Here is a 13,786-nt window from a genome sequence, read left to right as displayed (position 1 = left end):
GATGATGGAGTCAGTCAAAAGAGTAGAAATCATAGCCCACTCAGTGGAGCTCGGCAAGATTTTAGACGGTTTAGACAAAGCTGGCGTACCCGGTTATTCGGTGATTCGTGATGTCGCGGGAAAAAGCACCAGGGATCACGTTTCGCGCCAGTCATCAATGACGGCGCTGGATAACATTTATGTGCTTGCTTTTTGTTCGCCAGCTCAAGTTTCAGCAGTTGCAGAAAACATTAGACCCGTGCTCAATAAATTTGGTGGGTCGTGTTTTATTTCAGATGCGGTGGAATTGCTAATTACTAGGTGCGTCGGGTAGTCATTAGTCCTTAGTGATTATACCAATTCGGAAAATTTGAGCTACACATAGATTCTACGCCATATGTTTAGGGACACGGCAATGCCGTGTCCTTGAGCGGATATGCGACTTTCATCCTAGGCTTTAGCCCCGACAATCGCCACTGGTGAGAATGCCAATCCGTTTCGCCTTTTAGATAAGTTTTTTCTTATTACTTTAGCCTGATTAAAAAAAAGCAATTTTGAAAATATTTTCTGTCTATTATAGCACTTTTACAAATTTATACTCATCAGCCATTAGCCATTAGTCAGCGGTTGTTTCAGGATTAATTGCTCTTCCCAGCCGGGGCAGAATTCAGAATTCTTAAGAGATAGAAAAGAATCAGTTGCAGAAATCCGTTAGCGTGGTAAATTCTAAGCCACAACAGGCGATCCTCTTCGTTGGCGTAGCCCCCGTAGGGGCGGGCTTCGCTAACGCCCGATCGACTAACGATATTTTCAATAGGAGTTTAAACATGGCTGCATTAAAAGTTGGCATCAACGGATTTGGTCGCATCGGACGGCTAGTCATGCGTGCCGGCATCAAAAACCCCAACATCGAATTTGTCGGCATTAACGACTTAGTTTCGCCAGACAACCTGGCTTATCTTTTCAAATACGACTCCACCCACGGCATTTACGACGGCGAAGTTGAAAGCAAACCAGACGGGATTGTCGTTGACGGAAATTTTATCCCCTGTACAGCGATTAGAAATCCTGCCGAATTGCCCTGGGGTAAATCCGGCGCAGATTATGTTGTAGAATCTACCGGATTGTTTACAGATTTTGAGGGCGCATCAAAACACTTGACGGCAGGAGCAAAACGAGTAATACTTTCAGCACCGACAAAAGACCCGGAAAAAGTTGCAACTTTTCTAGTAGGCGTCAACCACCACAAATTTGACCCGGCAAAAGATACGGTTGTTTCTAATGCTAGCTGTACGACGAATTGTTTAGCACCAATTGCCAAAGTTATCAACGATAACTTTGGTTTGGAAGAAGGTTTAATGACGACAGTTCACGCAATGACAGCTACTCAACCAACTGTAGACGGCCCTAGCCAAAAAGATTGGCGGGGAGGACGCGGTGCGGCTCAAAATATTATTCCATCTTCGACCGGTGCAGCAAAAGCTGTTACTTTGGTGTTGCCAGAATTGAAAGGAAAATTGACGGGAATGGCTTTGCGCGTGCCAACTCCCGACGTGTCTGTAGTTGACCTTACTTTCAAAACGGCGAAGGAAACTAGCTATCAAGAAATTTGCGAGGCAATGAAAAAAGCTTCAGAGGGCGAACTCAAAAACATTCTTGGATATACTGAGGATGCAGTTGTTTCGACAGATTTTAAGGGCGACGCGCGATCGAGCATTTTTGATGCAGGTGCGGGAATTGAACTAAATTCTAAGTTTTTCAAAGTTGTTTCCTGGTACGACAACGAGTGGGGTTATTCTAGCCGCGTGATTGACTTAATGCTGTCTATGGCCGAGAAAGACGGAATTTTGAATAATTAATTTTTTGGGGTGGCATTTTGGGCGGGATCGCGTGCCCAACCCCTACTCCCCACAAACAAATTCCTATGATTTTTTGTGGAACGGGCCGGAGAGCTCGTTCCTGATAATGTTATCTAATGTGAGTTAAACTTTTTTTATTTCCGATTCGATCGCGCTCATGTCTGAATTACCACCGCTGAATAACGAAACTATTTGGGCTATCCTCAACGAAGAAATCGACGATGCTGTTGTCAATCAGCTAGTTTGGCAGTATCTGGGCTACCGCTGGGATGCCGAGGCTGGCAAGTGGAACAGTGCAGGTGTTGCAGCCGAGTGGCGTCAAGAGTACCCGGAACCGCCGGATTTTATCGATTCTAGGCCGGCGACGGTGAAATTGACTCGATCGACCCCTCCAGAAAACAAGCAGTTGCTGAAGGAAAAATTGGGCTTTAAAGGCTATAAAATTGGGGAATTCGGGCCCAGACAGACTCGCAGGGCGACGATGGCTAATTGGTTGATGGGTTTTATCGAATCTGGGGCGTAAGAGGAATATTGGATGGCTGTGCGGTTGTGGCCACAGTTAAAGTACAGAGATATTAAATTTATTGGCAGAAAAACCCCTAAATCCCTATAAAGGATTAAACTCTTCCTCTCTTTCTCTGTGTCCTCTGCGTCCTCTGCGGTTAATTAACAAAAATTAAGCCTGTTGAAAGTCAAAAAACACTAAAACCCGCCAATTCCAACATCCTCACCCCCAACCCTGACATCGGACTGTTCCGTAAAGTATCCTAGAGTCGGCACAAAACAACTGTGAGGAAAGCTTTATGAAAACAACCACTATATCTCGCTTAACCAGCATTTCCCTCGCTACCCTAATGCTAGCAGGCGTTTCAGTCAATGCGATCGCCACACCAGCCACCACCCAACCCGCAACCCAACTCGCCCAAGCCACTGCCAAAAAGCGCCTCGTCGTCATGGACTTCGACTACGGCCCCACCAACAGCTATTACACTTCCTACAGGGGAGTCGGCGCAGCCAAAGGCATCAGCGAACTGCTAATCAACGAACTTGTCAACAATGGCACTTATACAGTAGTCGATCGCAGCAAACTCGAACAAGTGCTCAAACAGCAAAATCGCAGCGGTGCGATGGATGCCGGTACCGCTGCCGAAATTGGCAAAGAGTTAGGAGTTGACGCCGTGCTCATCGGCACCATTACCAAGTTTAATATCGACAAACAATCCGGCGGCGGCAGTTTCATGGGAATCGGCGCCGGTTCACAAAAAACCAAAGCTACCGTTCAAATAGATGTGCGGTTAATCGGTACAGCTTCGGGAGATATTCTTGCCACTGCCAAAGCAGTAGGAGAAGCCGATCAAAGCGATTCTAATATTTCAGTCAGAGGTATCAGCAGCAATTCTGGCAGCAGCAATGAAGACTCACTTTTGAGTGCGGCAGTTGACAAAGCCGTATCCCAAATGGTGACTAAACTGGCAGAAGTATCTAACAAATTAGGTTAGCAATTTTTCAGCTATAGCAGTCCTTGCAGGAGTCGTACAAAGATGTAGGGGTAGTGCCTTTCTTTGCCTACCCCGATCACAGGCAAAGCGGGGCAACCACGGGGGGTTTGCCCCTACAATAATTACACACACAAATGATGCGAGGATTGCTATACTTGGCCTGCCATTGTAACAGTTAATATTAGTTTTGTTTAGGAATCTGCATTTTCCTTTATACTAAACTCTATCCATTTCGCTCAACATACTCAAGCATTAGTAGTTTAATTAGCATTGGGATTTGAGTCCGCATCAACACATTTCCCCTTTTGAGTTTGGTTTAAGGCTAGGTTAGAGACTACTTTAGAAACAGCAGCTTGTTCTTGAATCCATCCGATTTCCCCCGGTTGCAGCTTGGCGCTTTCTACTTCAACTGTTGGCTTAACTGCCGGGGAAGGCGAGGGAGTTGCCACAGCGGGAGATGGATTCAATGTCGGTTTTGAAACTGTAGAAAAATCTTTATTTGACTCGGGTTTAGGAGAGTTCGATCGCACTATTCCAGGAATCGAACAAACTTTCAATTCCAGCCAATTGCCTTGAGGCGTAAGCTGTTTGTTTGTCACCTGCAAAACGCTGCCGGCTGGGACTGTCCCTTTGACAGTCAACTCACCGATTGCGCCTCGCAAATCCAAGCGATCGCCCTCTTTTCCCAATTCCCCAGCCCCAGAACTTTTAATCTCTATAAAAGAGCCTGTTTCTAAAGATTTGACCGGAGAAGCTACAGATTCAACAGTTTTTTCTGGCTTGCTTCCAGCTTTAATTAAACCGCCTTTGCCAAAAATCGACTCCCCGGCAGTATCGATCGCGCGACCCACCGGAGGGATGAAAAAATAAGCAAATACACCCCCCAACCCTAATAAAAATAAAATTTTCAGCAGCAGCGAAAATGGGCTTTTGCTTTTTTCCGGCGGTAAAAACAGCGTTTTTCCTTGAGAATTCCCCTCGCCCAGGCTTGTGCTTTCGGTCAAATCCGTTGGCATATCCTCGCTATCGGAAATTAGTTCGATCGGCGTATCTAAAGGTGCGACAGACAGTTCAGTCAAAGTATTGCCGTCTTCCCTCAAATGAGCTTGACAGTGAATTAAAGCAACAGTGACGTTATCGTGACCGTTTCTAGTATTAGCAATCTCAATCAGTCGATCGCGCGCCTTAGCCAAATTAATGCTACCGTCGAGAATTGGCAAAATCTCCGCTTCCCAACATTCCTCAACCCGGTCTTTATCACTCAAACCGTCGGAACACAGCAGCAAAACGCAGTCTTCATCCACCGGAAAACGCTGCACAGTCGGGTGCAAAGTGTTGGACGAAGTAATCCCCAAAGCTTGAATCAGAGCTCCGGCGGCGACTTGTTCCAAAGCATCCCGGTAGAGAGAGTAGCCCAAACGCACCTCGCGGCAAGCCACATTATCATCGAGAGTAAGTTGATAGCAGCCGGTGCGGGTAATCCAGTAAGCCCGACTGTCTCCGACGTGGGCGACATAGATCTCGTGAATGTGGGCTAAACCCATAACTAGCGTAGTTCCCATCCGCTGGCGGCCTTGGCGGTGTTCGCTGTCGTTGCGACTGGCTATTTTGTCATTAGCAAGACAAGCCGCCCGTTCCAGCTTGGAAGTCAGGCTCAACGGGTCCCAATTAGCTTGATGTAGGGGCATTTGCTGCAACTTGTCGCGCAGCACACCAATTGCTTCTTCCGAAGCGACTTCGCCGCCGTCTTGTCCACCGATACCGTCGCAGACGATCGCGCAAGCTTCCGCACCTGGGCTTCCTGCGAACAGCGTACCGCTGGGCGGATAGCAAGCATCTTCGTTGTGAGCGCGGGATCTGCCTACATCCGTGCCCGTGGCAATCTCAACGTGACGATCGTAAAATCGGCCGCACTTTGCCAAAGCTTTATCCAACTGGCCCATCAGTTGTTCGCCGTGGCGCACTTGACCGGCAACCATTTGCTGGCAAAGTTGCCTCAAAAAATTGGCAATAGTTGGGTGAGCATCTTCGAGCCACTGCTGCCACAATTTGCCCAACTGCGACAAATGAGGCGGTTTGCGATCGGGCTGCAATTCCAGAAACCGCACCAATTGCCCTTCCACCCGTAGCAGTTCGGGAGTCAGCAGCGTCGAAGCTACGCCCTGAGCGATACACGGCTGCCACAACTGAGCAATTTGCCACAGCCAATTGAGCTGGCGCATCGCTGCGGCTCCTTTCCAGGAATCCGCCAATTCCGGCATTAAAGATTCCGTCACCTTCAAAATAGGCACGTTTTCCAGTAGCCAGATATCTCCCGAAAGCTTGCTCATCTTCGACGATACCAGGCCGTATACTTGAGGTACGTGCAACTGATAGGCAAACAGTCTCAGATAAGGAGTGACAACACTCGGAATCTCTTCGGGCAGTTCCGGCAAGTGTTCGGGTTGAGTATCGACAAGAAGTCGATCGCGCTTGACCAAGTAGCGACCAGCGATCAGATCGCCTGGCTTACACCCTTTGATCCCTTCACCTAAAGCCCATAAGTAGTGTTTTGCCACAGAGTTTTGCATAAGGGTTCCTGACGCCTTGGGGCAAGCGTGCTGATCTGAACTATTTTAGCGATTGAACCTCGACAGGTTGATACGTGGCGATTATTTGACACCCCCGCTTTCTCAACAGACGGAGATTCTTAAGACTTCGCAGTCCTAATATCCTGATTTTTCAGGTTTCCGGGCTCACCACGTTTCCACTGTTGTGTGCGTAGTGATATCTGACTTTCCCCCAGTCTAGGGGTAGGTTTTAATGTCTTGTACTGACACAAATAGTCTACCATTTTGTTGACTGCCGGATGAATCTTGCTATGAGCTTTTAGGGTTAGACGATCGCGCGACACCCCCGTCATGAGCTTGAAATCACGCTGTTTTCAGCATATTCCTGATAGCGGCAATTTCCGAAGAAATCGCAGCACTCAAGGGAATTCAGATTTTAGACTAACTCTAATGGTATGATGCAGCTAGGTAGAAATCACCTGAGCCGACAGGTATAAATAAATATCAATTGTCGGTTTTCTCGCCAAGGGTGTTCCTTGCCTTGTTCCCGATTTTCGCAAGTAAAGTTAAATTTAACCCTACCCAAAGACGGATACAAGCCCCCAGATTCATCTGTGGAGTCAATCTAAAATCTAAAATCTAAAATCTAAAATCTACTGACGGATGCAAGCCCCCGACAGGAGTCGGGGAGAGAAAAAAAATTAGATATTTAGTTCAAGCCCGCAGATTCATCTGTGGAATCAATCTAAAATCTAAAATCTAAAATCGACTGACCGGCCTCTGCAAGCTGTTGAGTATTTAACCATGCCCCCACATGAACCCAGCGCCTTTCCCAAGAACTTGCCCGATCCGAAGCTGCCGCCTGCTGTTGAAATAGACGAAATACTCACTAGCATTCAACATTCTCACAGTTTCTATTACAAAGTGATGAATCTTGAGGTTTGGGCGCTGGTGGAAACCTTGGATGGGCTGTTTCCCGGCGCTTGGGGTCAGTTTATGACCAACCGCCAATTAGCAGTTAAACAGTTTTTGGAACGCGATCGCGTTCCAAGTTCTCCGGTTGATGCTGGGGAGGCGGGGGAGAAGTCCGATCGAAGTCGCAAGAAGGAAGAAGCCGGGAGTCAGGAGTCAGGAGTCACAAACAAGCAGGAAGAAGAATAAAAGCAGATTTTCCCAATTCTTCCCATTTCCATCTTTCCTCTGTATCCAAGTCTAAATCCCCGTCATATCAAATCCGTTAGCATCGGAATAGTAAATTCGAGTTGACTGTTGACGCCGTGAACAGTCAACAGTGAACATCATTCCGGTGTAACCGGAAATGATATCAATCCCCAAAGCGAGAGACGAAACAGAACCCTCTTTTCCCCCCTACTCCCCTGATTAAGAGAAGTAGGAGGGATCGAAACTCAGCTACAAGCGACATTTATTATGGGTTTCAATCTTAAGTTGACATAAATGCCGATCGCCCGATCGCCCTTACAGGTGAACTTTGGCATCAACTTGAGGCAATCCCATGCTGTAGTTGACAGCGCGGCCGTTGAGGTTGTAGCTGATTTGGCCTTTTTGTAAGAACGATCGTACCAAGTGTTCCAACTCCGAACCGATACGGCGGAGGTTGTACTCGGTCAAGTCTTCGCCCTCGTAAGCGTCTACGAGTTGGTCGAATTTGGCCTGTACCTGTTTGACGGACTCGTCATTCCAGTTAAGTTCGTTATCTGGGTCAATGTCGAGGGTCAAAAGGTCGTTGCTGGGTACGAGTTCATTATCTTCGAGGATGGCGGTGTATATGCGAATATGGCGGGTTGTTGACTTGAGCTGCATGAGTTCTTATGTGTAAAGATTTTTTGCTGAATTAATTGTAAGGGGTCAAAGACCGTTGCAGGAGAGTCGGTCGCCTGTTGTGGGAGCGATCGGGATATCTCACTCCCCCTCCGACTTCAAGGCAAAGACTTGGAATCGGTAGTTTTGAGACCTACTTAATTCAAGACTAAAAACGAAAGCTTTCGTAAAGTATAATATAGCAATCCGATTTGAGTCTCACAACACAACGCCCTCTTGTCTTCCTAGACTTCTTGTATAGCAAGACTTTCAGATTTTACAGATAGAGAAAATCACTTAGGATTGCTATAGTTCAGAATTGGCATAGGAGGACAAGGTGGAAGGCAAGAGATTTATTCACTCCCTGCAACTACAAAACTTCCTTTCCTATGGAAGTGAGGGGGAAAAAATTGAACTGCAACCCCTGAATGTATTGATCGGTACTAACGCATCCGGCAAGTCTAACTTAATTGAAGCGATGGGAGTGTTGAAGGCAACACCTACCGACTTACTTGCTCCGATTCGTCAAGGAGGTGGTATCAGCGATTTTCTGTGGAAAGGTGAAAAAGGTACTCCCACAGCAAAAATTGAGGCTATTTTAGATTACCCAGAACGAACGATGCCACTGCGCTATCAAATTAGTTTTACCGCAGTCGGTCAGAGACTTGAAGTAGTGGACGAAGCTATAGAAGATATGGCACCGCGCCATAGTTCTGAAAGCCAGCCATTTTTCTATTACCGTTATAACCATCGGGGTCGCCCTGTTATCAATGTTATACAGGACAACGAGCAGCAACCAAGAACGCTGCGGACTCTGCGGCGAGAAGATATCATTCCCGCTCAATCTATTTTATCTCAAAGAAAAGATCCTGAACTATATCCAGAACTATCATATCTGGGAAATAAATTTGCAGACATTGGTTTATATCGTAACTGGCAGACAGGGAGAGATTCAGTATCTAGAAAAGCTCAGCAAACTGACTTGCCCGAACATCCCCTCCTCGAAGATGGTGGCAACTTAGGACTGGTTTTAAATAACTTACAGTATCAATTAGGAAGTAGGCTAATTATTGAAAAACTACAACTGTTCTACGATGCAGCCGAAGAACTGAGTATCAAGATTTATGGCGGTACTGTCCAGATATTCATCCGCGAAACAGGATTAACTCAGCCAATACCCGCAACTCGTTTATCAGACGGTACGCTGCGTTATTTATTCTTAATAGCTTTACTTCTAGATCCAACTCCCCCGCCCCTAATTTGTATTGAAGAACCGGAGATTGGGTTGCATCCCGACATTCTGCCTGTTGTTGCTGAAATGTTGATCGAAGCTTCACAGCGCACACAATTGATTGTGACAACTCATTCCGATGCTTTAGTGTCGGCTCTGAGTCCTGAGTCAGTGTTAATATGCGATCGGGATGATAGAGGAAGTCACCTGAGTCGTCTCGATCCCGAACGACTGAAAAAATGGCTTGAGAATTACAGTTTGGGAGACCTTTGGCGGATGGGAGAAATCGGGGGCAACCGATGGTAAAAGAGATTCGCATTTACATCGAAGGCGGCGGCGATGGCAAGAATACAAAGCAATTACTTCGAGGAGGATTTAGCTTTTTTTTCAAAGAACTTGTGGAGGTTGCCCGCAGCAAGAAAATCAAATGGAATATCACTGTTTGCGGTTCCCGGAATAATGCTTTCAGGGATTTCAAGAATGCTTTGGCAGATCACCCAAATGCTTTTATCATCCTTTTAGTTGACTCAGAAGCCCCTGTAAAGCAGCCGCCTTGGGAGCATTTGAGGTCGAGGGATAACTGGGATTCGCCGCCTGGGGTTGATGAGACTCATTGCTATCTCATGGTTCAAGCGATGGAAGCTTGGTTGATGGCTGATATTGATACTTTAAAAATATTTTACGGGCAGGGATTTAAAGAAAATGCGATTCCTAAAAATATCAATGTAGAGACGATTGAAAAGGATTTGTTAGAACCAAGTCTGAAAGCGGCTAGCCGCGACACAAAGTCGAAAGGGGAATATCAAAAGATACAGCACGCTTCCAAGCTGTTAGAAATGTTGAATGTTGACAAGGTTCGCAAGGCTTCTTCAGAGTGCGATCGTATTTTTACAACTCTCATCAAACTCATGGAGGATTGAAGCGATGAAAGTAGCCAAGGGCGCGAAGCAAGACAGGGAGAAAGGGGCGAAGGGCGATCGTCAATTTCTCGGAATCCCGAAATATTTTAGTTGTTCGGCCGTCCAATTTTTGTAATATTCAGTTTTCTCTAAAGCATCGGAAGCGGGCTTCAGCTTAGAATTTACTTGAACGGTGAAGCCCGGATACGGCATCCTTCTAGTATGAAGCCCGTCAATATTAAAATCTTCTTCGGGATGAGTGTGAAAAGCCAGCAAGCCCAACTCTGAAATCCGATCATTCAGTTTGTCTATCAATTCTTTAGTTTGTGGCGCACTAATTGCATTTTTTTCTGGATTAATTACTAGCATTATTTCAAATTCCGAATTGTAAAATTCATAAATCGATTTCATTATGGCAGAATCGCGATCGAACTCAGTCTGCGCTGAAAACCGCTCGATTTTGAATAAAATTTGATTTGCCAAGCGTGCCTTTTTAGTGAAGGGACAAATCGGTAAATCGCTGAAAACTGGATGCGGTAACTCTACAAACTGGGTCATCCATCTGAGGGTAGATTTTATAATTTCTGTGTCCGATTCATTCATGGAAAATCTATGTATTTGATCTTTTACACTCATCATACTTTATTTGTATGGAGGGCGATGCACACCATTGGTGTCAATTTAACGCTATTTTCCTCAGTCCGGCAGGGGTTTAAACCCCTGCCTCATAGCAAAAGTCCTCGGTCGAGGACTGAAGAACTCATTAGTCCTCTTCAGAGGACTTTTGCTATTAGCCAGGGAATTCATTCCCTGGCGGACTTTGGGTTAAATTCACACCAATAAATCGCCCACCTTGCTTTTTAATATTGGCGATCGAATTTATTTGTGAGTTGTGCCATCTGGCATAATTGCACCTGCGAGTTTTGCCTTTTCCAGATTTACCGCCCCATTTAGGTTCGCTCCCTTTAGGTTGGCTTTTTCTAGGTTTGTACAATTCAAATCTGTACCGCGCAAATCGGCTGAGCTAAGTGTTGCCCCACTCAAATCTACCTGCACTAAACTTGAGCCGCAGAGATTAGCCTCAGTCAAATTGGCCCCACTCAATTTTACTGAGTAAAGCTTTACTCCCACCAGATTTACGCCTGTCAGGTTAGCACCGCTTAAGTTTGCATTGGCTAATTTTGTATCTTTCAAATCGGTTTGGCTCAGGTCGGCCGCAAGTAGGTTAGCGTACTCTAAATTTGCCTGTTTCAGATTTGCTCCACTCAAGTTGGCCACAGCTAGTTTTGCACCTCGAAGGTTTGCTTTACTCAAGTTAGCTTCACTTAGGTTTGCTGTAGTTAGGTCAGCACCATTCAGATTTGCTTGACTCAAATTTGCTGCACTAAGATTCGCCTGAAGCAGTTTTGCGGCCTCCAAATTGGCTTTGGTTAAGTTTGCACCGCTCAAGTTAGCTCCACTCAGGTTGAAACTATTTAAGTCAACACCAGCTAGGTTTACGTTGGAAAGTGAAGCATCCGCAACGATTAAGTAAGCACCTGCTTTAACAGGGTCAAATCCTGTGGGGAAAATAGTCTGTGCGTTGCACAGCGCTTGTTCAAGTTTTGCTCCCTCAAGGTTTGCCCCTTCAAGGTTTGCCTCGAATAGGGTAGTATTACTTAGGTTTGCATTACTCAAATCAGCATTCATCCATTGTGTTTTCCTCAAATTTAACCCAGTCAAGTTAGCTTTACTGAGATTGGATCTACTAAAATTCGTCCCAGGAGACAAATTAACATCGCTGAGATTTACTCCACTCAAATTAGCTTCACTTAGGTTTGCATGAAGCAAATTTACTTCACTTAAATTTGCATTTATGAATTGTGTTTTGCCTAATTGTGCTGAGCTGAGATTCGCTTTGTTAAGGTTGGCATCACATAAATTGGCCTCAGTCAGGTTAGCAACAGATAAGTTTGCTTGAGAGAGTTCTGCACCCCTTAGATTAGCGCTACTCAGGTTGACCTCAACCAGGAATTTTCCGCTCAGATTTACTCCCGCTAGGTTAATCCCTGTAAAGTCGCGTTCTCCGTCTTCATGCCGTTTCCAAAATTCCTCAGCACCGATCGCTGGTTCCAGATTTTCTAGTGCAGAATCATCAATTTTTGCCTCTTCCTCAGATTGCACAGTATCCGCATTTACAGGAGTAGCAGCCGGCTGTTTTACCGCTTCGCTAGATGCTGGAATCGGTGTCTCCTCGATCGCCTCTTCCCGCAATAGCTTATCCACCCGATCGCTAAACCGCCTCACAACCTCAGCATCATCAAGCTTCTCACCAGCATTCGAGCTTTTCTCAACCGCATTCTCAACATAATACTTGTCTACAAAACTTTGCAACCCAGCATTATATCCCTGTCCTACCGCCTGAAACCTCCATTCGCCATTCTTCTTGTACAAGCGTCCAAATTCTAAAGCCGTTTCTTGGGAAAATATCTGATTTAAATTGTACCGAACCAATTCGCTAAGAGTTTCTCGGTTGTAAAGCCGGATAAAAGCATTTGTAACTTGACTAAAACTTTGATTCTTTTCCTGTCCCTCGTGAATAGTCACAACAAACACAATTTCCTGAATAGCAGAATTGATTTTACTCAAATCCACATAAACCGTCTCATCATCTCCGTCTATTTGGCCAATCGCGCTGTCTCCCGAATGTCGCACCGCACCGTCCGGCGATGTCAGATTGTTGTAAAATACAAAATACTTTTCATCAGGAATCCGGCCGTCCGCCGCTAACATAAAAACAGATGCGTCAATGTCGCAGTTTTGTGCTGTCTGGCTGACTTGCCAACCCAGGGCGATCGCAATTTTACTGAAATTAGGAGTTTCTTTAGAAAGATTGAACCTTTCACCCTTAGTTAATTCGATACTCATATGCGATAATTCCCTTACCTCATAAATGGTATTAATTATCTCATCTATGTTAACCCGATCGCAAATTGGATTTTATCTCGAAGACATCGAAACCCCAATTGGCAGAACCGTCAATTTAACCCTTACCGGACTCATTCTCCTATCTTCGACCAGCTTCATCGCCGAAACTTACCCGATTTCGGAAACTGTTAGAATTAATTTGCAAACTCTCGATACAGCACTTTTAGTTGTTTTTTTGTTTGAGTATTTATTGCGACTATGGTGTTCCGAAAATCGAGTTAAATTTATTTTTAGTTTTTTTTCAATTATAGATTTGCTGGCAATATTACCATTTTTACTGGGATTTGTCAACGTTAGTTTTATCCGAATTTTTCGCTGGTTCAGAATTCTCAGACTCATCCGCTTTCTAGAACTAAAAATTTCTATTTTCCGCATCAGCAGCGAAGATGGGGTTATTTTTGCTAGGATTTTGTTTACTTTGCTGGCAATAATTTTTGTTTATTCTGGTTTGATTTATCAAGTCGAACATCCGGCAAATCCCGAAAGTTTTGGAACTTTTTTGGATGCTGTTTATTTCTCGGTTGTCACGATGACGACGGTGGGATTTGGCGATGTTACTCCGATTTCGGAATCAGGTCGTTTTCTGACTATTTTGATGATTTTGACGGGAATTGCTCTGATTCCTTGGCAATTGGGGGATTTGATTAAACACTTAGTTAAAAGTGCTAATCACGGAGAAGCTGTTTGTAAAGGTTGCGGTTGGTCTGTACACGATGCTAATGCTAGATTTTGTAAAATGTGCGGCAGTCAATTAGATAATGGTTGACTGTTGACTGTTGACTGTTGACTGTAGTACAGATAACAGGTAGGGAAACCGCATTGCCGTTTCCCTGCCGAAGATTGCCTCTAATTTATATGTAGCAGTATTTTTAATAATAATTAATAACTAATAACCAATAACTACTGACTCAATACTCCGGACAGTTTTTAAAGAGAGATGCGACGCCTACGGCAAGCAACGCTTACGCAATAAATCACAGAAGCG

The 13,786-nt window shown here is 45.1% G+C and carries 12 protein-coding genes; 8 read left to right on the top strand and 4 right to left on the bottom strand.

Features of this window, described 5'->3' with window-relative positions:
* Window position 1 precedes the first annotated feature (1 nt).
* The 4 genes from QUB44_RS11515 to QUB44_RS11500 all read left to right on the top strand — a co-directional run bounded on the left by QUB44_RS11515 (window position 2) and on the right by QUB44_RS11500 (window position 3,337).
* Window positions 2-313, top strand: a complete 312-nt coding sequence (locus QUB44_RS11515; RefSeq protein WP_333157966.1) for a P-II family nitrogen regulator — start codon at window positions 2-4, stop codon at window positions 311-313.
* A gap of 493 nt (window positions 314-806) precedes the next feature.
* Window positions 807-1,838 carry a type I glyceraldehyde-3-phosphate dehydrogenase gene (gene gap / locus QUB44_RS11510; protein WP_333367129.1) on the top strand — a complete coding sequence of 344 codons (1,032 nt, stop codon included), beginning with the start codon at window positions 807-809 and terminating at the stop codon, window positions 1,836-1,838.
* A gap of 157 nt (window positions 1,839-1,995) precedes the next feature.
* Complete coding sequence (locus QUB44_RS11505; RefSeq protein ID WP_333366983.1) at window positions 1,996-2,361, top strand: DUF1823 family protein; 366 nt, start codon at window positions 1,996-1,998, stop codon at window positions 2,359-2,361.
* Window positions 2,362-2,641: 280 nt separating this feature from the next.
* Entirely contained in the window at window positions 2,642-3,337 is a 696-nt protein-coding gene (locus QUB44_RS11500; RefSeq protein WP_333366981.1) for an LPS assembly lipoprotein LptE, read from the top strand.
* Between the two features lie 260 nt (window positions 3,338-3,597).
* Here the strand turns inward: QUB44_RS11500 and QUB44_RS11495 are convergent, their stop codons facing one another.
* Entirely contained in the window at window positions 3,598-5,907 is a 2,310-nt protein-coding gene (locus QUB44_RS11495) for a protein phosphatase 2C domain-containing protein (protein ID WP_333366978.1), read from the bottom strand.
* 783 nt (window positions 5,908-6,690) lie between these two features.
* Here QUB44_RS11495 and QUB44_RS11490 point away from each other — a divergent pair.
* Entirely contained in the window at window positions 6,691-7,047 is a 357-nt protein-coding gene (locus QUB44_RS11490; protein ID WP_333366975.1) for a hypothetical protein, read from the top strand.
* 315 nt (window positions 7,048-7,362) lie between these two features.
* Here QUB44_RS11490 and QUB44_RS11485 read toward each other — a convergent pair whose 3' ends face one another.
* On the bottom strand, window positions 7,363-7,707 hold the full coding sequence (locus tag QUB44_RS11485; protein WP_333366972.1) for an NAD(P)H-quinone oxidoreductase subunit M: 345 nt from the start codon (window positions 7,705-7,707) through the stop codon (window positions 7,363-7,365).
* Window positions 7,708-8,041: 334 nt separating this feature from the next.
* On the opposite strand from QUB44_RS11485, the gene QUB44_RS11480 reads away from it, so the two are divergent.
* Both QUB44_RS11480 and QUB44_RS11475 read left to right on the top strand, forming a co-directional pair.
* Window positions 8,042-9,241, top strand: coding sequence for an AAA family ATPase (locus QUB44_RS11480; RefSeq protein ID WP_333366968.1), 1,200 nt, complete (start codon window positions 8,042-8,044; stop codon window positions 9,239-9,241).
* Window positions 9,235-9,855, top strand: coding sequence for a DUF4276 family protein (locus tag QUB44_RS11475; protein ID WP_333366964.1), 621 nt, complete (start codon window positions 9,235-9,237; stop codon window positions 9,853-9,855). Before QUB44_RS11480 ends, QUB44_RS11475 begins: the two co-directional genes overlap by 7 nt.
* Before the next feature lie 60 nt (window positions 9,856-9,915).
* On the opposite strand, the gene QUB44_RS11470 is transcribed toward QUB44_RS11475, so the two are convergent.
* Together QUB44_RS11470 and QUB44_RS11465 are read right to left on the bottom strand one after the other, a co-directional pair.
* Window positions 9,916-10,437, bottom strand: coding sequence for a hypothetical protein (locus tag QUB44_RS11470; protein ID WP_333366961.1), 522 nt, complete (start codon window positions 10,435-10,437; stop codon window positions 9,916-9,918).
* A 276-nt stretch (window positions 10,438-10,713) separates the two neighbouring features.
* Entirely contained in the window at window positions 10,714-12,741 is a 2,028-nt protein-coding gene (locus QUB44_RS11465; RefSeq protein WP_333366959.1) for a pentapeptide repeat-containing protein, read from the bottom strand.
* 25 nt (window positions 12,742-12,766) lie between these two features.
* On the opposite strand from QUB44_RS11465, the gene QUB44_RS11460 reads away from it, so the two are divergent.
* A complete protein-coding gene (locus QUB44_RS11460) occupies window positions 12,767-13,567 on the top strand; it encodes an ion transporter (RefSeq protein ID WP_333366955.1) in 801 nt (266 codons plus the stop codon).
* Window positions 13,568-13,786 lie beyond the last annotated feature (219 nt).

The sequence above is a fragment of the Microcoleus sp. AT3-D2 genome (genome assembly GCF_036705715.1).
Classification (GTDB): domain Bacteria; phylum Cyanobacteriota; class Cyanobacteriia; order Cyanobacteriales; family Microcoleaceae; genus Microcoleus.
The sequence above is the reverse complement of the archived record's forward strand: the minus strand, read 5'-3'. Positions and strand labels throughout refer to the sequence as shown.